This is a genomic window from Blautia faecis, from assembly GCF_020554845.1.
GTDB classification, from domain to species: Bacteria; Bacillota; Clostridia; order Lachnospirales; family Lachnospiraceae; genus Blautia_A; species Blautia_A faecis.
This window is the reverse complement of sequence record NZ_JAJCIA010000030.1, coordinates 15637-39231: the sequence shown is the minus strand read 5'-3', so window position 1 is coordinate 39231 and position 23595 is coordinate 15637. Positions and strand designations below refer to the sequence as shown.

Genomic DNA, 23595 nt, shown 5'->3' with positions numbered 1-23595 from the left:
TTCGATGCTTTTTTCATCTGATGTTAGTATAGCGAAAACCATCCAAAAGGGCTAGGGCAGAATCGTACAAACTTTTAAACAGTTTCTTGTCAATCTGACGAAAAAGCAGTAGCCTTTGGCGCTCGCTTCTCATTTATGAACATTCCTTGTAGTAATTTTGCATGAAAAAGCTGTTGAAACCAGTCACATTTGCATAAAAACAGGTAGTAGATGTTCAGTCCGCAGCCATGCATAGTCTCGTAATTTCCCTGACCTTTGGCAATGATCACGTCAGCATTATATAGAAGTTCTCTGGCGTGGGTACTGATCCCGTGAAGCCAGGTACCGCCTACGTCGTTTCCGTTTCCAAGTACAGGCACAACATCAGTAAGACCGCAAAATTCAGCGTCCTCCATGGTTGCGTCATTTCCAGCGGGCAGTCCGCGTACTAATGCTGTGATCCGTATATTTGGAAATATCTTTTTCAGAATCTGGATGGCAATTTTGTCCAGAACGATCTCACCGCAGTTATCGGTAATATATACAACATTCTCTGCCTTTTTCATATCCTGGCAGAATTGACGATATTCCTGTTCGTCAAGATCATCCTTGTTTTCACTTTTAATAAGAGAAAGTGCAGTTTCCTTGCTGACTTCCGGAAGCGCCGCAAAGTCGATATAGTTGCCGGTGCGGGCATAAATAAGTGCGGCTTTTAAGGGATCTTCTGAATAACGGATAGTGGAACGAAGCTCAGCTTCCAAATCCAGCATAAGCTGGTCATATTCTTTGTTGATCCGGGTGAAATCTTCCATAGGAACGCCCCAGAAGGAACAGTAGAATTTCTTCAGTTCTGTGGAGATGCTTGGAACGCAGTCGTCATCCTTTGGATGTTCAAAACGCTGGCGGATTGCTTCCATATATTGTTTTTTTCTGTCTTCGTCGTTAAAATGACGAATTTTTGCTTCCTGTTTGCGTATCTGACAGGCCATACATTTTGAATTTAATTTCATTCGTACCTCCTGAAAATAAGTTGCTGGCTAATTTTTCAATAACATTATTGAAAAATTAGCCAGGGCAAAAGATATTTTGACATTCACATCATTGAAAGAAACTATAATTAATGAAATGAGTGTCAAAAGGTCTTTTGGCACTCATTTGATACCCGGATTGCTACGCAGCTGCGCTGCTCCCGCAATCCTTCAAATATTCGAAATCCGCTGATTTACTGCGTAAATCGCTGCTTTCTCATCCAAGTTCAAAAGCCTTATTGTGCAAGCACGAACAGCTTTTTGACCTGTTGACACTGGTATCATAATTACTTACATTATAGCAGAAATTGTCTGACAGAACCAGAGAATGTTTGAAAAATAAAGTCACTGTTCACTGGTAACGTTCCGCGAGGCGTTTTTTGTGAACAAAGTTCACAGAAAACCCGAGAATTAAGTTTGCGCAGCAAACGCTACTTCTTGTGCTTGTCACAAGAAGGTTCGTCTTTCTGTGCTTCGCAAAGCGCGTTACTGCGAACGGAGCGAACAGTAACAAAATAAACTTGTACGTTATTTGAAAGGTTGTATGTCATAAAATGTATTATAGAGAGAAAATAATATAGAAAAACGTTTAATTAGACGAAAAATATAGTGATAATCCATAAAAATTAAGTATATAATCTATAAAAAAAGCTGAAAAAAATAAATAGTATTTACAAAATCCATTTGACGTGCTACTATCAGTTTAAAGATAAGTAAAACGATTAACGAGAAACCAGTAAACTAAAAGAAAAACATGGAATTAATCCGGTTTTTTATTTTTTACAAAGAAGATTAAACGATTAATTAAAATCGGCAAAGGCAGGTGCAAATATGAAAAAACACTTGAAACAGTTGGATCTGAAGAGAATCCGGATCACAGACAGTCTGTTTGGGGAATATGTGAATAAAGTAAGCGAGAAGATCATTCCCCATCAGTGGAAAATTCTCAATGACCAGCTGGAAGATTCAGAGCCTACCTATTGTATCCATAATTTCCGTATTGCCGCAGGTGAAGAAAAGGGAGAGAGAAAAGGAGTTGTTTTCCAGGACACAGATCTTTACAAATGGCTGGAAGCGGTTGCCTACACCATAGCAGGTGGCCGTGGGGAGCATCTGGAAGAGCTGGCAGATCAGGTTATTGATCTGATAGGGAAAGCACAGGAACCAGATGGATATCTGAATACTTATTTTTCCGTAAATGCCCCTGCGAAGAAGTGGACCAATCTGGTGGAGGGCCACGAATTGTACACAGCCGGACATATGATCGAAGCTGCTGTTGCTTATTACCAGGCTACAGGTAAGGAGAAAATCCTTAATATTGCAAAGAAAAATGCAGATCTCATATGCAGGGTGTTTGGTACAGGAAAAGGCCAGAAACGAGGTTATCCGGGACATCAGGAAATTGAACTGGCCCTGGTGAAGCTTTACCGGGAGACCGGAAAGAAGATTTATCTTCAGCAGGCCAGGTATTTTATCCAGGAGAGGGGCAGGAATCCTAATTATTTGCAGGCAGAAATTGCGGGAAGAGGACATCCGGAATTTTTTCCGGAGTTCGAGAGGTACGATCTGGAATATTCCCAGGCTCACAAGCCTCCTGTAGAGCAGGATGAGGCAGTTGGACATGCAGTAAGGGAAATGTATATGTGCTCCGCAATGGCTGATCTGGCCGGAGAAGATGCCGATTCAGGGCTTATGGAAGCTTGCAGCAGAATTTGGGAGAACATGACGACACGGCGGATGTACATTACAGGAGGAATCGGAAGCAGCGGCTTCCGCGAGCGGTTTACTACAGATTACGATCTTCCAAACAGTACCAACTATTCTGAAACCTGCGCATCTATCGGTGTGATGATGTTCGGGCAGAGAATGGCAGCCATCACAGGAGATGCTTCTTATTATGACTATGTAGAGAAAGCGTTGTATAACACTGTGATTGCAGGAATCAATATTGCAGGAGACCGGTACTTTTATGTAAACCCACTTGAGGTGGTTCCGGAATTTTGCACAGAGCACACTTACATGGAGCATGTGAAACCGGTAAGGCAGAAATGGTTTGGAGTTGCCTGTTGCCCGCCAAATGTGGGAAGAACCCTTGCTTCTTTGGGACAGTACATATACGCAGAAGATGAGGAAGGGGTTTATATTAACCAGTTTATCTCCTCTACAGCAGATACAGAAATCAAAGAGAGCCGTATGAAGATAAAAATGGATTCCACGCTTTTGCAGGATGGAAAGGTTCAGCTCCAGGTGCAGTCGTCCGGACCAGGAATCCTGAACATCCGCATTCCCTGGTACAGTGAGAAATGGGAATGTGTGCAGAATGGAATTTCCATAAAAACGCAGCCTGACAAAGGCTATCAGAGGCTTTGCATTTCACCGGGAGACACACGGATCAGTATTGATTTCCATGTGGTTCCCAGATGGATGGGAGCCAATGACCAGGTGAGGGCAGATGCAGGAAAAACAGCCCTGATGAAAGGTCCGCTGGTGTATTGCCTGGAGGAAAAAGAAAACGGCAGATTCCTTTCAGAGATTTTTGTAGAAGAGAACACTTCGATAGAAGAAAACGCTCCCGCAGAAGAACTGGTAGGAAATGTTCCAACTCTTTCCTATAAAGGAATACGTGTAAGAAACAAAGGTGCAGACGGCGAAAATCAGTTGTACGGAAGTGTAGAGCTGGAAAAAGAAGAAGTTTCTCTGCGGGCCGTTCCGTATTGTATGTGGAACAACCGGGGACAGGGGGAAATGCTTGTATGGCACAAGCTGCGGATATGACAGTATTACAGATTAACTTTAAAACAGTAAATGTTTACAGCGGCCAGGCAAAGCCGTTATAATAAGATTAAGAAAAGGAGAAGTAGTATGAAGAAAAAACAGTTATTGGGGATTTTACTTGCAGGTACAATGATGGTTGGAGCAGCAGTTCCGGTTTTTGCAGCAGATGGTGACAGAGTAAAGATCACATATGCACAGTGGGGAAATGAAACTGAGACAGCAGCTACACAGGCAGTTGCTGATAAGTTCAACAGCGAACAGGACAAGATCGAAGTAGAAGTAGTGAAGATCGATCACGATACCTACGTTACCAAGCTGAATGCCATGGCTACAGCTGGTGAGCTTCCGGATACCGGTATTATGAGTGAGGCCGGCGTGCTGAAATTTGCAGAGAACGGACTTCTTGCAGACATCAGCTCTATGTATGGTGAAGGCGATGCCAAACCTCTGGATTGTCTGACATTCCGTTACGACGGCACACCAGTTGCATATTCTGCAGCAAACGAAGTTCTGAACCTTTGGTACAACAACGATCTTCTGAAAGAGGTTTGTGAGAAGCAGGGAATCGATCCTTCAGAGGTGACTCCTCCGGCAGATGCTGAGGATGCATGGGATTGGGATACTTTTGTCCAGACAGCACAGAAGCTGACTCTGGATATCAATGGAAAGAATGCTTTGGATCCTGATTTTGATCCGGACAATGTAGATATTTACGGATGTACCATTAACACACTGCCATGGCAGCTGGAAGTATGGGCAAAATCCAATGGCGGCGGATATTACAGCGAAGATGGCTCTGAATGCACCATTGACTCTCCGGAAACGGTAGAAGCACTTCAGAGAATCGCAGATCTGTCAGACGTTTACCACTGCGCACCTCCTGTAACAAGTGCTGCTAATGCTCTGGAATCCTCCCTTGGAAGCAAAAAGGTGGTTATGGCAACAGACGGTGCATGGAACGTCGGCACCTTCCTTGGACCAAGCGCTGATTTTGATTACGGTGTAGGTGTTCTGCCTTACATGAAAGAAAAAGTTACTATCTGTACTGGTGGACCAAACGTGGTATTCTCCACAACAGAGCACCCGGAAGAAGCTATGGAATGGCTGAAATGGTATTATCAGGAAGAGAATTCCTGGTCCCTGATCGAGGCTGGAACATGGATGCCGATCCTGGATTCCTGGTACACAGATCCTGAGAAAACAGATAAATGGATCAACAACCCGAACTATCCGGATAAAGACATGTACAAGAGCGCAGTTGTGGATTATGCTATGAACAACGCACAATCTACCTCCTGGTATTATGTAAACGGAACTGAAGAGTTCAACGCCACACTTGATTCTGTATTCTCCAGCGTATGGGCTGGTGAGGAGACCATGGAAGAAGCGATTAACGAGAACCTGGAAGAGCTTCAGGATATCTTTGCTGAGAACAATGGCTGATCGGAGCTGTTCATACAGGCTCTAGAGCTGGTTATTTTATAGCAAAATAGTGAACGAAACAGTTACTGATAATAGGTAACATGAAGCAGCAGTGAAAATCTGCTGAAAAATAGGAAAAGCAACTGGACTGACCGGTTACTGTCCAAGGATATTATTTCATATTACTGACAGATACCGGTCAGCTCCCTTTTAAGAGGTGCGGGCATGAAAGCAAATAAGAAAAACAAAATAAAAGTGACATCAAGGGCCGGTAGAAAAGAAGAAAGGACCGCTTATCTCTGTCTGATACCGGCATTCCTTGGAGTAAGTCTGATCAGTTATCTGCCGACACTGGCAGTATTTGTTTTAAGCGTATTTAAGTGGAATGGTCTTTCCTCACCGGAGTTTGTAGGTCTGGAGAACTTCCAGCGTATTTTTACAAAAGATATTTATTTCGCAGATTCTATAAAAGCGACAATTTTGTACGCTCTTCTGGCTGTGGTAGGCGCTATTATCTATTCTCTTCTGGTAGCCCTGCTTTTGAATATGAAAATATGGGGACGGACATTATTCCGTTCTGTTTTCTTCATTCCATACCTTTTGCCTGCAATCGGTGTTTACAAAGGATGGCAATGGTTATATGAAGGTAACTTCGGACTTTTTAACTTTGTCCTTCGAATGGTGGGACTGAAACCTCAGAGATTCCTGGACAGTCCGAGTCAGGTAGTACCTTCCCTGGTAGTAATTGCAATCTGGACAAGCGGCAACCTGATCGTGGTTTTCCTTGCAGGACTTCAGAATGTACCGCGGGTTTACATGGAAGCAGCGGAAATTGATGGTGCAAATGCATGGCAGCGCTTCTGGAACGTTACCATTCCAAGCATTTCCCCGATTATTTTTTACAACGTGCTGACTGCCCTGATCACACACCTGCAGGTTATTAACCCGGCGCTGGCTCTTACAGATGGCGGCCCAGGAAAAAAGTCCATGTTTATGTCCTATGTTATTTATCTTTATGCATTTAAGAAAAACAAACTGGGATATGCAGCTGCTTATTCTGTGATCTTCTTTATCCTGGTTGGAATTTTTACGGCAGTACTCTTTAAGACGCAGAAAGAACAGATTTTCGGAGAGGGGGAATGAGAAATGGCTGGAAAAATGGCAAGCAGAAAGAAAAAAGAAAAAGCCTTTAATGTTCTGGCGTTTTTCATTGTACTGATTCTGGCTGCATTGGTACTTCTTCCCATCTGGTGGATTTTCCGTTCTTCCCTGATGAGCACGGCAGCATTGAATGAATATCCGCCTTCCTTTATTCCTCATGAGTGGCTCTGGTCAAACTATTCCAAAGCGCTGGAGACTTTTGAGTACTGGACTTATTTTAAGAACACATTCACCATTATCATTCCGGCAGTTACCTTTGGTACCATCACTGCGATTTTTTGCGGATATGCCTTTGCAAGACTTCGTTTCCGCGGGAAAAAGCTGATCTTCAACATCTGTGTTGGCACGATTCTTCTTCCGGGAATGGTAACCTTGATTCCTCTGTATATTTTCTGGACAAAGGGAATGGGACTGGGTGATACATATTGGCCGTTGATCTTGCCGTTCTTAACAGGTGGTGGCTTTTTCAACATTTTCCTGATCCGGCAGTTTCTGATGACGATTCCAAAGGAACTTGATGAGGCGGCTTCCATTGACGGGGCTGGAAGAATGAGAATCCTATGGACAATTCTTGTTCCTTCAATTAAACCGGCGGTAGTTGTAGTTGGAATGATGCTGTTCATCCAGATATGGAACGACCTGCTTCAGCAGATCATTTACATTAACAGCATGAGCAAATTTACCTTTGCCATTGCGCTGACCAACTTTACCGGCTCATTCGGAACTAACTGGCCGGTGGCACTGGCAGCCACGTTTATGACAATCCTTCCTGGTATTGTGATTTATATCTTCGGGCAGAAGAGCTTTGTGGAAGGAATTGTGCTGACTGGTATGAAAAATTAAATTATAACAATATTAACATTTTCAGGCAGGGCGGTGGTCCTGCCTGTACGAAATTTAAAATGAGGATGTAAAAAGCCTCTTTTTCAAACACGCTCTAAGACAATGCTTTGTGGGGTGTATGAAGAGGCTGTAATCAGGCAGTAATTTTGAGGAAAAGCATATGAGACTGACAAAAAGATTCATGGACTGGTATCAGGGAAATAATGATAAGGAGAAAGAGACGCCAAAGGGCGGTGTGAAGAGAGTTGGTTATGTACTCTGGAATTACGCCGGCAGACTGGTTGGGGCAAATGTGCTGTTCCTTTTGTGCTGTATTCCAATCGTGACGATTCCGGCAGCTCTGTCAGCACTGAACCGTTATCTTTCGGCGATTTACCGGGTAGGATATGGTTTTTCCCTGGAGGATTACTGGAAAGAATTTAAGTCTGATATTCTGAAAAATCTTCCGGCGGGAGTGCTCACCGGCGCTCTGGGATTCTATTCCTGTTATCTGCTCAGTCTTGCTGGAAATTTCGGCAAGGGAACTACCCATGATGTGCTGATTGGGTGTGGGATTGGTGTAATGATCTTTGCCATACTTATTGGTGGATATTATTTTGTAATGTCCGCTATGTTAGACCTTGGCGTGGGGGTATTGCTGAAAAATACATTTCTCATTATGGTATTGGAATGGAAGCTGAGTATGGTGATCGTAATCACTGTGGTAATTGCCGGCGGAATTTTGCTGGCACTGGCACCATATTCTCTGTTTCTGCTGCTTACGATCGGCGTTTCTTTTCCGCAGATGGTGATATATGCCTGTGTGGACAGGGCCGTGGAGCGAAGGGTGCTGCAGCCCTTTGAAAAATTACAAAGTAGAAGAGCAGGGGAGTAGAGATGGCGATTGTGGCTGTGAATAAAATATGATAAGATTGTGATAGAAAGAATTAATAAAAAAACCGGAGGGAGAAGTTCCATGCCGACCATAAAAGAAATTGCAAAAGCCTGTAACGTATCAGTTGCGACTGTTTCCAATATTATAAATCATAAAGGCAGCGTTGGTGATGCCACCAGGGAGCGTGTAGAGAAGGTGATTCGCGAGATGAATTATACGCCTAATTATGTTGCCAAAAATCTGAAAACCAAAAACACCAGAAGTATCGGTGTTATTGCAGAAGATATGACAGTTTTTGCTCTTCCTGATATTATCGACGGCATTACGGAATACTGTGAGGAAGCTGATTACCAGATTCTTCTTGTAAATCTCCGTCTTTATAAGAAATTCCAGGATAATTATTACCGTGATAACCGTCACAAAGAAATTGTACGTCAGGAGTTCCAGAAGCTTCTGGCAAAGCAGGTCGAAGGAATTATTTATGTGGCTGCCCATGAGCGCCTGATCGATATTATCCCAGAGGATCTGCCCATTCCAACGGTAGTTGCTTATGGCTTTACTGGCAGTGGGAAAATCCCATCTGTAGTGGTGAAGGATATCAAAGGTGCCCATGATCTGGTCAGTTATATTGTTTCCAGAGGACACAGGAAAATTGGTGTTATCGCAGGTAAGAAGGAGAGTATTCATACCCAGTCCCGTCTGGAGGGCTACCAGAAGGCTTTGTTCGAAGGAGGGATTCTCTATGATCCGGATATGGTTACTTATGGGGACTGGGATCGGCAGAGTGGCTATGAGAACACGGATATTCTTTTGGAAAAGGGTGCAACAGCTATTTTCTGTATGAATGATTTCATGGCTGGTGGAACCTATGACCGTTTGGAAGAGCTTGGGCTTCATGCTGGGAAAGATGTGGCTGTGGCTGGCTATGATAACCGTGAAATGGCATGCTATGAAAAGCCGCCGCTTACTACCATGGCTCTTCCTCTTCATGATATTGGCTATAAAGCCTGTCAGATCATTATTGGGATTCTGACAAAAGAAGAAGTGGAGTTGGATAATGGAAATTGCTTTGTGGAGTGTATTCCTTGTATTCGGGAGTCGGTGAATGCGGTGGAGGCATAGAGAACGGTATTTGCTATTTAATGTGTTGAAAAATTCTTCAGGAGGGACGCATTGTCCAAATGCGTCCGGAATAACGACCAGCACATTAAATAGCAACTTTTTTAAGAAATCGCAGCTTCAGCGAATGCAGTTGTAACCAGGTTTTCACAATCTGCCCTGTCAGATAATTCTCCTGCACTCTCCAGAATATCCTGCAAAAGTTCAAAACTATCTTTTTCGAATATCAGATTCTCTTTCCAGGTATCCTGCTCATAATAACGCTTGACAATTGTGGTAAGGGTATCCATATCTGTTTCCGGGAATTGAGGGGAAATCACCTGCGCAATTTCCTCAGGGGAATGGCTTTGTACATAGTCCATGCCTTTTTGAAGGGCGTTTGTGAAGCTCTGGATAATCTGTGGGTTTTCGTTAAGAAAGCTGGTCTTTGCACTGTAAGAGGTATAGGGGACATAGCCGGAATCCACGCCCAGAGAAGCCACTACATAGCCTTTTCCTTCTTTTTCCAGGGCGGTTGCAGAAGGCTCAAATTCAACAGTAAAATCTGCCGACATGTCACCGGTAAATGCAGCTGCAGTGGAACCAAAATCAATACTCTGGTCGATTTCCAGATCCGACGCCGGATCAATATTATGATTCTTTAAAATATACTCAAATACCATTTCCGGCATGCCACCTGTCGTCTGTAACACAATGTAAATATCCGTTCGATAGCTGTTTTGCAGTCATTTCTGCAGATAAATTAAACGTTTCTGGCAGATAGTCACTGGCAAGCAATGTGATTTCTTTTTTTGCTTTTACGATTCTGTATGGTTTCAGCGAGTTTTCGGTAGGCTCCAGAATGCCAAGGCTTTTCGCCAGTTCAATATATGGCAGAATACTCTGCTTTGTCTTTTTGAATCCCAGGTCTGTGATATGTTCGGACAGATATTTGGCGGATGTGTAGCCACGCGTATCTTCGGCAATCAACATCAGCACAATGGCAATGATCGTATTTTCCCTGCGGTTCATTTCATTGGCAGGGCTGTAGCTGATCAGATTAGATAATCCATATTTTAAAGTTATTTCCGGCATTCCATCTTCGTCTACCACAATTTTTTCTATGAGTAGTTCAATATCCCTGCGGTCAAGTGTTCCCCCGTCAATAATCTTATCTACGACATCAAGAGCATTCCGTAATGTATCTTTTACATCCGGTGTTTCGATTGCAGTTTCGGCTAGCTCTTTTAACTGCATTTCAAGACCATGAATCTGAGCCAGTAAATCTTTTTGCATGGAATCATAAGTCTCATGAATCAAATCCTCATTTCCGGAAGAGGTAGCCAGGTCTTTTACTTTTTGTGTGAGTAAAACTTTTAACTGATTTTTTCGGTCAGATATTTCTCCATGCAGTTCCTTTCGTTTTTCCTCTACTGTTTTCTTTTCAGCTTCAAAATCTTTTAAATCGTAGGTAGCAATGACTTCACAGAGTGCATTTCTGCACATTTTGATATAAGTCAGAACATCCTCCATCAAATTATCTTCTTCAATCAGATGAGCCTTGGAGCAATAACGTCTGCCTTTGGTATTATATGTCGTACAGATATAATATTTCCGTTCCCTGCTGGATGTCTGGCGCTTAATTGGTGTAAGACGACTTCCGCAGTCCTTACAATACAGACAGCTTCCGAAGGGATGGGGAATCTCTGAACCAAGCCATTGTCCCCGGCTTCCACGATAATTCGTGCAGTTACGCTTTTCTTTTAATTCCTGCATCAGTGAAAAGGTTGCTTTATCAATAATCGCCGGATGATGATTTTCAAAAATACATTGTTCTTCCTTTGGGACACGTTTGTCCTTTCCATGAACGGTATTCCTTGCACGCTTTTTCAGCCGGAACGTTCCAATATAAAAATCATTGTCCAGGATTTCTTTTATCATGGCATCCGACCATTTGGAAGCGACCAGCCTTTTGGATAATCTTCCCTCTTCGATTTCGCGTTCCCGCTGGATCATAGAAGGTGTAGGTGCACCATGTTCTGTCAGATACGTGGCGATTTTTCGATAGCCGGAACCGGAAAGATATAAGTCGTAAATTTGCTTAATATATTCTGCTTCTTTTGGTACGATTTCCAGAATCGTCTTATCTTTTTCATTGCGCCGGTATCCAAAAGGCGGTCTGGTGATCAAAGTTCCTTCTTTTTGCCTTGCTCCGATGGCTCGTTTGATCTTTTTACTGGTATCTTTCACATACCTTTCATTAAACCAGGTTTTGATACCAATGGTGTCATCACTGGAATCCATAGAATCATAATTATCATCAATGACGATCAGGTGTTTGCCACGTTCCTGAAACTCATCCAGAAGCAGAAGCACCTTTGCGTTATGTCTGCCAAGACGGGAGAAGTCTTTGACGTATACGGTATCAATCTCTTTATCCAGATCTGCCATCATTTGACGAAATCCCGGTCTGTCAAAGATATAACCGGAAATTCCATCATCTTCATACCAGCGGTCAATTTTTACACCATGATCATCGGCATATTGACTGATGATCAGCTTCTGATTTTCTATGGAAACGTAATTTTTCTTTTCATCATCTCTGGAGAGACGGACATATCCTGCATTCATAATTGTTCCTTTCTAAATGTAAATACAAATGTTATGCACTATGTAATTTTATTATATATATAATGGGTAAGAAAAAGTATATAGTCAAATTGAAGGAATTTAAACATATGAAATATTTGATATTGATGATAGATTGCGAAAACATGTGAGATTTGATATGATTTTAAGAAAATATTTAATAGATTTTGGAAATTTGACGGAGGTAGTTATGGCTTTTGATTTTAAGAAAGAATATAAAGAATTTTATATGCCGAAGAAAAAACCAGAGATTGTAAATGTCCCGAAGGCTAATTACATTGCAGTCAGAGGTAAAGGCAATCCAAACGAAGAAGGCGGTGCATATCAACAAGCGATTAGTGTTTTATATGCTGTTGCATACACATTAAAAATGAGTTACAAGACAGATTATAAAATTGAAGGTTTTTTTGAATATGTTGTCCCGCCATTGGAAGGCTTTTGGTGGCAGGACGATGTCGAGGGTGTAGATTATACAAATAAATCTGCTTTTAACTGGATTTCTGTCATTCGTCTGCCTGATTTCATTTCTAAAGCTGATTTTGACTGGGCGGTAGAAACAGCAACAAAAAAGAAGAAACTCGATTGTTCATCCGCAGAGTATCTTACGATTGATGAAGGATTATGCGTCCAAATTATGCACATAGGTTCTTTTGATGATGAGCCAGCAACCGTTGCGCTTATGGATACTTATTTAGAACAAAATGGGTATGTGAATGATATTAACAAAGATAGATTGCACCACGAGATTTATATGTCTGATGCAAGAAAGGTTGCCCCGGAAAAATGGAAAACTGTAATTAGACATCCAATTAAGAAAGCGTGAAATCGAAATTTAGAGGAGTAAAATATTATGAATCCTGAAATAGATATAAGTAATGTTATCCTAAAAACAGAGCGTTTGTTGATTCGCCCGTGGCGGCAATCCGACCTTGATGACTTTTATTCCTACGCTTCAGTAGATGGAGTCGGGCAAATGGCGGGTTGGAAGCCTCATGAAAGCAAGGAAGAATCTAAGATTATTCTTGATATGTTCATTAGCCATAAGAAAACATTTGCACTCGAATATCAGGGCAAAGTAATAGGTTCTGTTGGGATCGAAAAATACAATGAAACTCACTTCCCGGAATTTAAAAATAAGAAATGCCGTGAGATAGGCTATGTTCTGAGCAAAGAATATTGGGGACAAGGTTTGATGCCGGAAGCGTTGAAAGAAGTAATTCGTTTTCTCTTTGAGAACGCTAATCTTGATGTAATCTTCTGTGGTCACTTCTTGTGGAATGAGCAATCTCATAGAGTTCAGGAAAAAAGTGGTTTCAAGCACTATGCATTTGATACCTATGAGACAGCATTCGGTACAACGGAAGAAAATGAGGTAAACATTCTAAAAAGAGAAGATTGGGTATTGCAGCAAATTCCAGCTTGTTGAAATCATGATATATCATCCCAGTGATTTCTAACCATTGCTTTGATACCATTGTGAATATCGGCATCCGAGTTCCCATCCAGAAATGTGACAACCCGGAAACCACTATCCGTATATTTCTTACATTCAGCTTCAAATTTTTCCTGCGAGGAGAAGTCGCTGCGCCAGAGATAATACGTTGGTTTACGCAAGGCTATCACATCCTTTTTGTTAAATTTTCTATCATTATCATATAAAAAGTGGACAGTTTTTGTGTCTGTCCACTTTAAAATAATTTTATCGTTCACGACCTGAATGGCTTAACTGACCTCTTTTTACCTGACTTGTAAATATTTTTGAGGCGCTATCAGCAATAAAATTGTTGTATAATACATATACATTACAGCAAAAATTAAGGAGGGAGCGAATGAATTTAGATATATATCAGAAATTATGTTCAGAGTCAAAAATACTCTGGACACAGCATTGTCTGCAACGGATGCAGGAAAGAGATATCAGTCGTGCTGATGTAAAAAATGGAATTGCAACCGGAGAAATTATAGAAGATTATCCTGATGACTATCCAAATCCCAGTTGTCTGATTTTTGGATATAATGTAAATGGCCGGATTTTGCATATTGTCGCCGGATGTGATAATATAAATATATATATCATAACCGCATATTACCCAGACACAAAGAAATTTGAAAATGATTTGAAAACTCGAAGAAAGAGGTGATGGATATGTGTATGTATTGTAAGAATAGTACAACTGTCAATAGCACAACAACGCACGTCGTAAATTATAAAAATTGTATTATCGTAATCAAAAATGTTCCATGCCTTGAATGTGATCAGTGTGGCGAAAAATACTATACAGACGAAGTTGCTGAACGCCTTGAATTAATTGTTGATATGGCGAAAAAATTAATGCAGGAAATCGCAGTTATTGACTATCCACAGGTAGCTTAATAATTTTCTATATTTTTATTGCGTTTTAGTAGAATATAGTATTCATCAGTGATCAGATTGCAGAAACTTGTGAAGCCTGCAATCGGGAGAGGGTGCTTAAGGCCCCTCCCCTTTTTCTTTTATACATTCTTCGCACTATTCATCCCATCCACCCAGTTGCACAAAACCACAATCGTCTCATAATTTACATGGATATATGTACGCCACCCTTACGACCGCCAAGAACTCTCGTATCTCTCAGATCATCCCATGAGAAATCCGGCATTTCTTCCCTTGCCACAAGGAAGTTTCCAGCCCTCTGGGTGAGCTGTGCGAAATTCACAACCGGATCAGTGGCACCTTCCTGATAGGCATAGATAGATGCCTCGGCCCCCATAAATCCAATATCAGCTTCTCCGGAAATGACAGCAGTCATAGTCTTATCCGCACCAAATCCTGTGACAAGTGTCAGATCCAGCCCTTCCTCTGCGAAATACCCTTCTTCAATCGCCACATATTGCGGTGCATAGAAAATTGAATGTGCCACTTCGTTTAAGGTAACCTTTGTAAGCTCCTCTTTTGATTCTCCATCCTTTGCAGCAAAGACTGTGGCTGGCAGTGCAGTTACTGCAAGAATCACAGCTGCTGCCAGTGAGATCCATTTTTTATTCTTCATACAGAGACTCCTTTTTGACTTCTGCTGTTAGGATATGCAAAATATGGGAAAGATGTTCGTAATAAGTATATTGCAAAGCTTAAAAAGAGGGTCGAGAAAAGTTATTTACCTGCCTTTTCTGATAAAATTTGTAATTGAATTTTTAACTTTCCTAACAGTTAAAAAATATGAAATGTATTTAACAACAATTCAATTGTGCTCATCTGTCAATTCTGCTATGCTTTAATCACAAAAGCTTTTGGAATTTTAACCGAATAAGCTGCGAAGCAGCATTCGGTTATGAGCAAGTAGCGAAGCGGACCTGGAATATCCGCTTGACTCAGGAGAAAAATATGATGAATATTGGAAATGTGATTAAAAAATATAGAAAAGAATTAGGTTACACGCAGGAAGAAATGGCAAACCGTCTGGGAGTAACCACTCCGGCGGTGAATAAGTGGGAAAATGGAGTTTCCCATAGTTAAAGATACCACACCAAATATGATGAACCCACGCTTATACACTACCAGCTATAATAAACCGCAAGGACAGCAATTTGATGATACTGCTGTCCTTTCTTTTATAAAATTGCAGTACACATAAAAAAGCTGTAAAATGATAAATATATTTGTCCTTGTAACAATTCTCGGACATTTGCCTGTTATACTATCTGCAAAAAGCAAAGGAAGTGAGAATATGGAGCAGATTTTAATTGTCGAGGACGACAGTTTTTTGAATAAGATGTTAGACTATAACCTGACCGCAGACGGCTACGGCGTGACTTCTGCCCTAAATGCCAGAACCGCAGCCGAAGCCATCCGCCAGCGGGAATTTGATTTAGTGCTGCTGGACATCAACCTGCCGGACGGGAACGGTTTTGAACTGTGCAAGCTGATAAAGCCCCAGCACCCGGACACCATCGTAATATTCCTGACCGCCAACGATCAGGAGAGCGACCAGATACGGGGCTATGAGGTGGGCGCGGTGGACTACATCACAAAGCCCTTTGTAATCGGGGCCTTGCAGCGGAAGATCAAAGCCATGTTCGCCATGCTGGAACACCACAAACCGGCTAAGGACATTTACGATGACGGACGGCTGTTTCTGGACTTCTCGGAGCAGACGGCTTCCCTAAACGGCAAGCCCCTGACCCTATCCCCGATGGAGTACAAAATGCTGAACCTGTTTCGTAAAAATCCCCGGCAAGTGCTGACCCGTGGGCAGCTTTTGGAAAAGCTGTGGGATATAGACGAGAGGTTTGTAGACGAACACACCCTGACAACCTCCATCAGCCGGATTCGCAGCAAGATCGAATCCGACGGCGGCGCACCCTACATCAAGACTGTTTACGGCATGGGCTATCAATGGACGGGAGGCGAGGCAAAATGAAGGTTCAAAACCTCTCGGTAAAGCGGCTGTTTGGCCGGGTGGCAATAGGGCTTGTCCTCTCCATGTCCGGGATCACCATAGTCCTGTTTTTTGTGACAAAACAGACGGCGGTGCTGCTGACAGGCGGGGCGCTGCTGCTGTGTGCCCTTGTGGGGATTTTCGTACTGACGCAGGCGTTTGGAAAGCGGCTGTCGCAGTTTACCGCTGACCTGTGCCAGACCTTAGACCACATGATCGCCGGGAATGAAGCGCCCCAGCGCCCAGAGGACAGCGAAACCCAGCTTGCCAGAATTGGGCACCGTCTGGCAAGGCTCTACCAGATCATGCAGGAGAACCGCCGCCGGGTGGACGAGGAACGGCAGGAGTTACAGACCCTTGTATCGGATATTTCCCATCAGGTGAAAACGCCGGTAAGCAATCTGAAAATGGCGACGGACACCCTGCTGGAAAAGCCTATGGCCGAGGCAGAGCGCACCGACTTTATCCGGGGAATCCGCAGCCAGACGGATAAGCTGGACTTTCTCTTTCAGGCCCTTGTGAAAACCTCCCGTCTGGAAACAGGCGTGATCCAGTTGGACAAGAAACCGGGCCGCCTCTTTGATACCGTGGCACAGGCCATGAGTGGGATCGTGTATGCAGCGGAGAAAAAGGAAATCGCCGTGTCCGTGGACTGCCCGGAGGATTTGACCGTTTCCCATGACAGCAAGTGGACATCGGAAGCCCTCTTTAACCTGCTGGACAATGCGGTGAAGTACACCCCGGCAGGCGGGAAAATCGCTGTGTCTGTGGTGCTGTGGGAAATGTATGTGGAAATCAAAGTAGCCGACACCGGCAAGGGCATTTCCGAAAGCAATCAGGCCGCCATCTTCCGGCGCTTCTATCGTGAGGAAGAAGTACACGAACAGCAGGGCGTGGGCATTGGCCTGTATCTGGCCCGCGAGATCGTAACACGGCAGGGCGGCTATATCAAAGTGGTTTCGGAGCCGGGCAAGGGTTCGGAATTTTCCATTATGTTGCCGACTAAATAAAGCACACTTATAACAGGAGAAAACACCATGAAAAAAATCAATTTTTGCAAAGCAACAACAATCATCTTAATAATCAATGTTATTTTATCTATTGTTTTATTTTTCGTTGTTCCTGATAAAATAGCAATTCAATGGGTAGGTACATCCCCCAGCAATGCAGTAGATTCTTACTATGTATTTTTGGTGCCGGTATTGTCAGTGCTTTTTGCTTTTACGGGAAAACCTATTTTTACAATGTTCCTGTTTAGATTGTGGAATAGAACTAACGAGCATTTAGTGACATACTTAAATTTGTGTCTGCAAGTTGTATTTCTTACTTGTGAAATCTATATCGGATTATATAACCTATGTAATTTTAATGTTGCCATTAGTATAATTCTCATTGTGGAACTTATGATAGATGTGGTGATTGGATTGAAATTATTTCACAATCAATCTATCTAAAAGATTGTGTAGTATGATTCGGCGGACGACCATTTCCGGCTGTCCGCCGTGAATTTTTTGAAATGTCCGAGCGTTGTAACATTTCACCCCGATTTTCAATGAAATTTTTTGGCCGCTGTAACATTTCGCGGACATTTGGGTTTTACAATACCCTTATCAACAAAAGTGAGGAGGCGACGCAATGGAACTGACCCCGACATTGATTTTGAATCTGGCGCTGCTGATCGTCCCGCCCGTTGCCCTTGTGCTGGTGTTCCGGCAATGGCTGGCCCGGCACATCCGCTGGACGGTTGCCTTGACTGCTCTCTGTGATGTTCTCCTATTTTGGGATGAACTGTTCTACTATGAGAGCTTCGGCCTGTTCGCTGTGCTGATTCTGGTGCAGTTGGCGGCCACCGGCGCAGCAGCGTTCCGCATTTACAACAAACAAAAAAAGGATTGAATTTTATGAGCATTTTACAGACTATCGACCTGAAAAAGTATTACGGCACAGAGCCGAACATCACCCGCGCCCTTGACGGTGTGAACTTCTCCGTGGAGGACGGCGAATTTGTGGCCGTTGTGGGAACCTCCGGCAGCGGCAAGTCTACCCTGCTTCACATGATGGGCGGGCTGGACACCCCTACTTCTGGCAATGTGATTGTCCGGGACAAAGAACTGTCGAAGATGAACGACGAACAGCTTACCATCTTTCGCCGCCGCAACATCGGCTTTATCTTCCAGAACTATAACCTTATTCCGATCCTGAATGTGTATGAGAACATCGTCCTGCCGGTGGAGCTGGACGGGGACACGGTGGATCAGAAGTTTTTGGACGAGATCGTTCACCTGCTGGGGCTGGAAGATAAACTGAAAAACATGCCGAACAATCTTTCCGGCGGACAGCAGCAGCGTGTGGCGATTGCCCGCGCCCTGATTACCAAACCGGCCATTGTGCTGGCCGACGAGCCGACCGGCAACCTTGACAGTAAGACCAGCGCCGAGGTGCTGGGGCTTATCAAGCGCACCAGCGCAGAGTTTCGGCAAACCGTAGTGATGATTACCCACAACAACGACATTGCCCGCCTTGCAGATCGGATTGTCCGCATTGAGGACGGCAAGATCGTGGAATAAGGAGGTGGCAAGATATGACATGGCCTTTTGAAAATGATACCAGCGCCATTACAAAGAAACTGGCAAAGAAAAGTTTGCAAAGCGAGAAGCGCCGGAATCTGATGGTGGTGATTGCCGTTGCGCTGGCGGCGTTTCTAATCTGCTTTACGGGAATTGTGTCCACTTCCCTGACACAAATGCAGCGCAATCAGGTTGTCGATACTTATGAGGCGGTTTGGATGGGCGTAGAGGAAAACGACATTGAAACCCTGAAAGGAGTGCCAGAGTTTGAGCGCGTAGGCGGCTACTATATGCTGGGTGAGGAACTTTCGGAACAGGGCTATCATGCGTCCTATGTGTATTGTGACGCGCAAATGATGGAGATTACCAAGGTGCAGATGGAGTTGTTAGAGGGCCGGGTTCCTGAAAAAGCAAATGAAGTTGTCGTAAGCGAATACTTTCTTTCCACCTATGGAAACAATGCCAAGATCGGGGACACTGTGACCTTAGACACCGAGAGCTTTCATGGTGATTATGTCGTTACCGGCATTATGGACAGCGTAAATGAGAAAGAAGCAAATACCTGCGCGATCATTCTTTCCAACGCTGCCCTGACAGAATGGGATGGGTTTGACCCGGCTGGGTATCGTGCCTATGCCCATTTCAAAAACAGCGACCAGTTGGGCGAAGAACTGATGACCTCTTATTGCAGGGAGATTGCGGAGGAATATCAGCTTCCTATGCCCAAAATGAACAGCAAGTATTTTGCCTATGCTTCTAAATCCTTTGATTTTGCACTGATGGCTGGCGTGATTGCCATTGTTCTGATCGGCGGCTATATTGTGATCCAGAGTATCTTCCGTATCTCCATCAATGACAAAATCAGGAGCTACGGACAGCTTCGGACGATTGGTGCAACGCCAAAGCAAATCAAGCGGATTGTAAAGCGAGAGGGACGCAAACTCGGCAGTATCGGAATTTTGATCGGTACAGTGCTGGGCGTATGCGCTGGTTTTCTCCTGTTTTCCAAGGGATTTAACGCTGTTTCCTATGTGGCAACGGTTATTTTGACACTCATAAGCAGTTGGATCATGGTATCTGTTTCCATCCGTAAGCCGGTGAAAATAGCGGCAGGAATTTCCCCCATTGAAGCCGTCCGTTTTACCCCGGCGCAAAAGGACATCCGCAGCCGGAAAAAGAATATCAAGCTCAATCCTGTTTCAATGGGAATTGCGAATTTTAAGCGTGACCGCAAAAAGACCGTTGCTATTGTAGCCTCATTGAGTTTGGGTGGAATTATCCTGCTTGTGGTATCCTCCATTGTTTTGCTGCGCTCCCCAGAGGCGCTTGCAAGACAAGAGTTCCCGGATGGTGACTATAAGGTTTATCTGGATTCAAAGTTGTCAGAACAAGAAGTCATGGCAGCAGGAAATCCACTGAATGAGGAACTCAAACAGGAAATTTTGTCTATTGACGGTGTAACCGATGTGATTGCAAAAAGGCAAAGCCTTCATATAAATTATAACGTCAACGGAATTGAATATGGTGGTATGTGTGATATACTGACTGATCAAAATTATTCTAAGGTTGAAGCTTCATTGATAGAGGGCACTATGCCGACGGATACACACAGCATCCTAATTGATTCGGCAACAAGTAACCGTGAACATATAGGTGTCGGAGAAACAGCTGAACTTATCTCCGGGAAATCAACCATTCCGGTTACTATATCCGGGGTGTTTAACAATAATCTGGATAATGGACATGGAACACATCACTTTGACGGTGTATTGGAATTTGCACCGGAAGCATTGTTCCATGAACTGCACCCGGAAATCACCTCTTTCGATTATTCATGGAGCATTGTAAGTGATCCCCAAAAAGCGGATCATGTGAGGGATGAATTAAAAAATATTATATCCGCTCATACGGATATTGCATTAGATGATATTAACACTGTAATTGAGTATGAAAAAAATATAAATTCTTTTGTATTTGGCAGTATGGAGGTACTTTCATGGCTGGTATTCCTCTTTGGCGTTATCAACCTAATTAACACGACCCTCTCTAATCAAATGTCCAGAAAACAGGAAAACAGTGTTTTGCGTTCCATCGGACTGACCCAAAAGCAGCTATGTAAAATGAATATCTGCGAGGGGCTGTGCTATGCATTCTTTGCAACATTGGCGACGCTGATCGTTGGGCTTCCGGCTTCCATCTTTGCTTGCAGCAAATTTAGTGTAGGAGCTTTTGCCGGAAAAGTAGTGCCTTACAAATTCCCGGTTTTGGAAATGGGTCTGTTCATTCTGGTATTGTTCGGAATGGAGCTGATTTTGTCTGTATGGACAGTCCGCAGACAGAAAAAACAATCCCTGATCGAACAAATGCGGGCGATGGAATAACCGTATGGGATCGGCGGGGCGGCGTGTGCTGCCCCGCTTTTTTCGCCATTTCTCAAAAAATTTTTGAAATGTCCGAGCTTTGTAACAATTCAGCCTGTTTTTTTGTCGAAATCAAAGGCACCTCGGACATTTATAGTTCTTCCAAAAGTTTGATGATAATATTACCATTCATGGAAGAAGCAATCTGTTATTGCAATAATGCGAAATTGACGATAGAAAGTTTTTCATATCTCGGTCAGCTCAACAATTACATTACTCTGCTGATACAGCCAGTCCGTAAATTCTTTCGGGCTGGCCGTTCCTGTTTTTACAGCCTTTTTTCTCTGTAAGGCTTCTTTCTTAAAGTCGGAAAAGGAAGCCTGTATTTTTTCCAGACGGTCAGCCGGAAAGCCTGCGGTATTTTTTACCCGGTTTATTTTGTTGCGCCAGTTCTGGCATTCATTTTTATAAAGCAGGTCATAGTTATTTTCTCTTGACCTCTCGTCAAATTCCCGCTTGTTTTGAAGCGCCTGTGCTTTTCGGCACTTGTCGCTGCACAGCTCATACCGCTGGCTCTTTGCCAGAAAATATTTTCCACAGACCTTGCACCGCCGGAAGCAAAGCCCCCAGTCATTCAGCCTGTTCAGATAATAGGTAATCAACGGGTAGAGGGACGCATAGGCAGACACACATTCTTCTGTGCGCCGGTTGTCCGGGAACCAGAGGTCAAGCCGGGTATCTTCTGACGGTGCGCCTTTGAAATAAAGGCTGCCAGCTTGAAATTGTTTCGGTTTTCCTGTCTCCCTGTCAAAGCTCATGGTTTCGTTTTGGAATACCCCGGTCAGTCTGCTCATTTTATCCATGAAGCGGTCACAGGCAGCGTTACGGTCACGGGGTTCTCTGGCAAGCAGATAGCTGTTCCAGATACGGAACGCCACATACATTTTCAGAGGGTCGTTGCTAAGATATTTCTCCCAAAGAAATTCGCTTGCCGCCTGCTCCAGCTCCGGCTGTTTCCATCGGTTGGAGTGGAGAGCTTGCCGCAGCGGAGAAAGCCCGTATAAGTTCCAGTCTCTGTCCGTGTCACGCTCAAAGTTTATCAAAAAAGTTCCCAGTGGGCGTGTCATATCACAAAGCACCTCTGCGTTTTGGCTCCCGTTCAGACGGAAGCGGATCTGCTGTTCTTCCCCAATCAAAATCCGCTCTTTCATTTTCTTCCTGTCCAGCGTCAGGACAAACAAAATCCTCTCAAAACATGGCTCATGCCGTATAAACTGATTCTCCATCCCTATCCCCTGCCTTTGTTTATGGTAATTATATAATTCAGTTATATTCGTTACACTCATGGTATCGCAGAATCATTGCTTTGTCAAGGATAGTACGCTATGATGATTGCGGTTGGTAATTTCGTACCGCACAGTACCTTGACAAGTGAATGACCGTCCAAAAGGGATATGACCGGCAGGAGAAGTGACGCATTCGGCGCACCAATGCAGGGAAACACCGCAGGAATGGGGCAGGAAAACGGCTTTTGGGGAGAACGGCAACAGGAAGCATTTTAACCTATTTGATTTATGGGAGGAACAGAATGAACGATAAAAAGAGATTGAACAGCTACGAGGATTTACCGCTGGTTCTGGATGTGGCGGACATTCAGCGGATTATGGGAATTTCAAGAGCGAGCGCCTATGAGCTGGTACACACACCCGGCTTTCCAGCGTTCCGCAGGGGCAGACTTATCAAGGTCAGCAAAATTGCTTTCTTTGAATGGATGGCAAAAGGCTCCGAAACCGTACCGGGAAGCGACAAATAAGCGTGAGGTATCATTCCCTGACTTGCAATACTGCCGCACTTTCCAAAGGGGCATACAGAGGGAAAAAAACTTAAAAATGATACCGAGACGCTACATCAAAACAGCCTATCTGCGTACATCAGATAGAAACGGAGAAAGGAGCCGGTTATGGCAAGAATGAGTAACAAGCGGCGGTTGGAATGGTCTTTCTTCTTAAATGACCGCAGCCGTATCACTTACAACGAACTGTGCCGGAAATGCCAGCACGAATGTAAACAGAGCTTCCGGGCGGTTGTGGTTGACTGCCCGAAGTATCTTTCCAAGCGTTCCAAGAAAAAGGACAAGACTGCCGGAAACGGCAAAATCCCTTAGGAACTAAGGGCGCACTTCTATACATAGTCTAAAGACCATGTATCGTGCGTCCTGCGGAGCTTACCTCTGCCGCTGATAAAATCAGCAATCCGAGGTCTGCGTTCGCTTCGCTCCGACAAGGTGGCTACACCCCCTTGCGCCGCTAAAGCGGCTATCCCCTGTGTACCCGCCGCAAAGAGAAATCCGCTCTGCGGTTTTCCCTTTTCATCGGGTTTTATAGAAGCACTGACACACGGACTGTCTGCGGATGGTCTTTCTTT

At 43.8% G+C, this 23595-nt stretch carries 23 protein-coding genes and 2 pseudogenes; 19 read left to right on the top strand and 6 right to left on the bottom strand.

The window, feature by feature from the left end:
• Positions 1–89: 89 nt before the first annotated feature.
• Positions 90–989, bottom strand: a complete 900-nt coding sequence (locus LIZ66_RS13890; RefSeq protein ID WP_118582630.1) for a damage-control phosphatase ARMT1 family protein — start codon at positions 987–989, stop codon at positions 90–92.
• Between the two features lie 849 nt (positions 990–1838).
• Between LIZ66_RS13890 and LIZ66_RS13885 the strand changes: the two genes are divergently transcribed.
• The 6 genes from LIZ66_RS13885 (at position 1839) to LIZ66_RS13860 (ending at position 9204) form a co-directional block, all read left to right on the top strand.
• The gene (locus tag LIZ66_RS13885; protein ID WP_118582633.1) at positions 1839–3782 is read left to right on the top strand and encodes a glycoside hydrolase family 127 protein; all 1944 of its coding nucleotides are present in this window, start codon (positions 1839–1841) and stop codon (positions 3780–3782) included.
• Positions 3783–3869: 87 nt separating this feature from the next.
• A complete protein-coding gene (locus LIZ66_RS13880) occupies positions 3870–5225 on the top strand; it encodes an ABC transporter substrate-binding protein (protein WP_204453968.1) in 1356 nt (451 codons plus the stop codon).
• A gap of 204 nt (positions 5226–5429) precedes the next feature.
• Entirely contained in the window at positions 5430–6347 is a 918-nt protein-coding gene (locus tag LIZ66_RS13875) for a carbohydrate ABC transporter permease (RefSeq protein ID WP_118582639.1), read from the top strand.
• Positions 6348–6350: 3 nt separating this feature from the next.
• The gene (locus LIZ66_RS13870) at positions 6351–7208 is read left to right on the top strand and encodes a carbohydrate ABC transporter permease (RefSeq protein WP_226815327.1); all 858 of its coding nucleotides are present in this window, start codon (positions 6351–6353) and stop codon (positions 7206–7208) included.
• Between the two features lie 160 nt (positions 7209–7368).
• Complete coding sequence (locus LIZ66_RS13865; RefSeq protein WP_118582642.1) at positions 7369–8082, top strand: YesL family protein; 714 nt, start codon at positions 7369–7371, stop codon at positions 8080–8082.
• A gap of 81 nt (positions 8083–8163) precedes the next feature.
• Complete coding sequence (locus LIZ66_RS13860; protein WP_118582645.1) at positions 8164–9204, top strand: LacI family DNA-binding transcriptional regulator; 1041 nt, start codon at positions 8164–8166, stop codon at positions 9202–9204.
• Positions 9205–9305: 101 nt separating this feature from the next.
• Here LIZ66_RS13860 and LIZ66_RS13855 read toward each other — a convergent pair.
• Both LIZ66_RS13855 and LIZ66_RS13850 read right to left on the bottom strand, forming a co-directional pair.
• Positions 9306–9878 (bottom strand): annotated as a pseudogene (locus tag LIZ66_RS13855) (ABC transporter substrate-binding protein); the annotation flags it as partial.
• On the bottom strand, positions 9853–11811 hold the full coding sequence (locus tag LIZ66_RS13850; RefSeq protein WP_227200929.1) for a recombinase family protein: 1959 nt from the start codon (positions 11809–11811) through the stop codon (positions 9853–9855). The pseudogene LIZ66_RS13855 and the gene LIZ66_RS13850, both read right to left, overlap by 26 nt.
• Positions 11812–12019: 208 nt before the next feature.
• On the opposite strand from LIZ66_RS13850, the gene LIZ66_RS13845 reads away from it, so the two are divergent.
• Positions 12020–12652: a GyrI-like domain-containing protein gene (locus LIZ66_RS13845; protein WP_227200930.1), complete on the top strand. Its 633-nt coding sequence runs from the start codon at positions 12020–12022 to the stop codon at positions 12650–12652.
• A 27-nt stretch (positions 12653–12679) separates the two neighbouring features.
• Positions 12680–13255 (top strand): GNAT family N-acetyltransferase, encoded by a 576-nt coding sequence (locus LIZ66_RS13840; protein ID WP_227200931.1) that lies wholly within the window; start codon positions 12680–12682, stop codon positions 13253–13255.
• A 2-nt stretch (positions 13256–13257) separates the two neighbouring features.
• Here LIZ66_RS13840 and LIZ66_RS13835 read toward each other — a convergent pair whose 3' ends face one another.
• The gene (locus LIZ66_RS13835; protein WP_227200936.1) at positions 13258–13452 is read right to left on the bottom strand and encodes a hypothetical protein; all 195 of its coding nucleotides are present in this window, start codon (positions 13450–13452) and stop codon (positions 13258–13260) included.
• A 206-nt stretch (positions 13453–13658) separates the two neighbouring features.
• Between LIZ66_RS13835 and LIZ66_RS13830 the strand changes: the two genes are divergently transcribed.
• On the top strand, positions 13659–13970 hold the full coding sequence (locus tag LIZ66_RS13830; RefSeq protein WP_195589140.1) for a DUF4258 domain-containing protein: 312 nt from the start codon (positions 13659–13661) through the stop codon (positions 13968–13970).
• A 5-nt stretch (positions 13971–13975) separates the two neighbouring features.
• Positions 13976–14203, top strand: coding sequence for a type II toxin-antitoxin system MqsA family antitoxin (locus LIZ66_RS19475; protein WP_059070111.1), 228 nt, complete (start codon positions 13976–13978; stop codon positions 14201–14203).
• A 184-nt stretch (positions 14204–14387) separates the two neighbouring features.
• Here the strand turns inward: LIZ66_RS19475 and LIZ66_RS13820 are convergent, their stop codons facing one another.
• Positions 14388–14858: an ABC transporter substrate-binding protein gene (locus LIZ66_RS13820; protein WP_227200932.1), complete on the bottom strand. Its 471-nt coding sequence runs from the start codon at positions 14856–14858 to the stop codon at positions 14388–14390.
• A 335-nt stretch (positions 14859–15193) separates the two neighbouring features.
• Here LIZ66_RS13820 and LIZ66_RS13815 point away from each other — a divergent pair.
• From LIZ66_RS13815 to LIZ66_RS13785, 7 genes and pseudogenes are all read left to right on the top strand, one after another.
• Positions 15194–15313: pseudogene (locus tag LIZ66_RS13815) on the top strand (helix-turn-helix domain-containing protein); the annotation flags it as partial.
• A gap of 220 nt (positions 15314–15533) precedes the next feature.
• Complete coding sequence (locus tag LIZ66_RS13810; RefSeq protein WP_035394423.1) at positions 15534–16226, top strand: response regulator transcription factor; 693 nt, start codon at positions 15534–15536, stop codon at positions 16224–16226.
• Positions 16223–17254 carry a sensor histidine kinase gene (locus LIZ66_RS13805; protein ID WP_118412049.1) on the top strand — a complete coding sequence of 344 codons (1032 nt, stop codon included), beginning with the start codon at positions 16223–16225 and terminating at the stop codon, positions 17252–17254. Before LIZ66_RS13810 ends, LIZ66_RS13805 begins: the two co-directional genes overlap by 4 nt.
• A gap of 27 nt (positions 17255–17281) precedes the next feature.
• Positions 17282–17698, top strand: a complete 417-nt coding sequence (locus LIZ66_RS13800) for a hypothetical protein (RefSeq protein ID WP_004611616.1) — start codon at positions 17282–17284, stop codon at positions 17696–17698.
• Between the two features lie 181 nt (positions 17699–17879).
• Positions 17880–18140 (top strand): hypothetical protein, encoded by a 261-nt coding sequence (locus LIZ66_RS13795; protein WP_004611617.1) that lies wholly within the window; start codon positions 17880–17882, stop codon positions 18138–18140.
• 5 nt (positions 18141–18145) lie between these two features.
• Positions 18146–18811 (top strand): ABC transporter ATP-binding protein, encoded by a 666-nt coding sequence (locus tag LIZ66_RS13790; protein ID WP_102289595.1) that lies wholly within the window; start codon positions 18146–18148, stop codon positions 18809–18811.
• A 14-nt stretch (positions 18812–18825) separates the two neighbouring features.
• Entirely contained in the window at positions 18826–21192 is a 2367-nt protein-coding gene (locus tag LIZ66_RS13785; RefSeq protein WP_118412048.1) for an ABC transporter permease, read from the top strand.
• Between the two features lie 224 nt (positions 21193–21416).
• Here LIZ66_RS13785 and LIZ66_RS13780 read toward each other — a convergent pair whose 3' ends face one another.
• Entirely contained in the window at positions 21417–22457 is a 1041-nt protein-coding gene (locus tag LIZ66_RS13780) for a DUF6076 domain-containing protein (protein WP_008816376.1), read from the bottom strand.
• A 302-nt stretch (positions 22458–22759) separates the two neighbouring features.
• Here LIZ66_RS13780 and LIZ66_RS13775 point away from each other — a divergent pair, with 302 nt between their 5' ends.
• A complete protein-coding gene (locus LIZ66_RS13775) occupies positions 22760–22984 on the top strand; it encodes a helix-turn-helix domain-containing protein (protein WP_005362423.1) in 225 nt (74 codons plus the stop codon).
• Positions 22985–23131: 147 nt separating this feature from the next.
• Positions 23132–23335 (top strand): hypothetical protein, encoded by a 204-nt coding sequence (locus LIZ66_RS13770; RefSeq protein WP_004614949.1) that lies wholly within the window; start codon positions 23132–23134, stop codon positions 23333–23335.
• Positions 23336–23595: the final 260 nt, after the last annotated feature.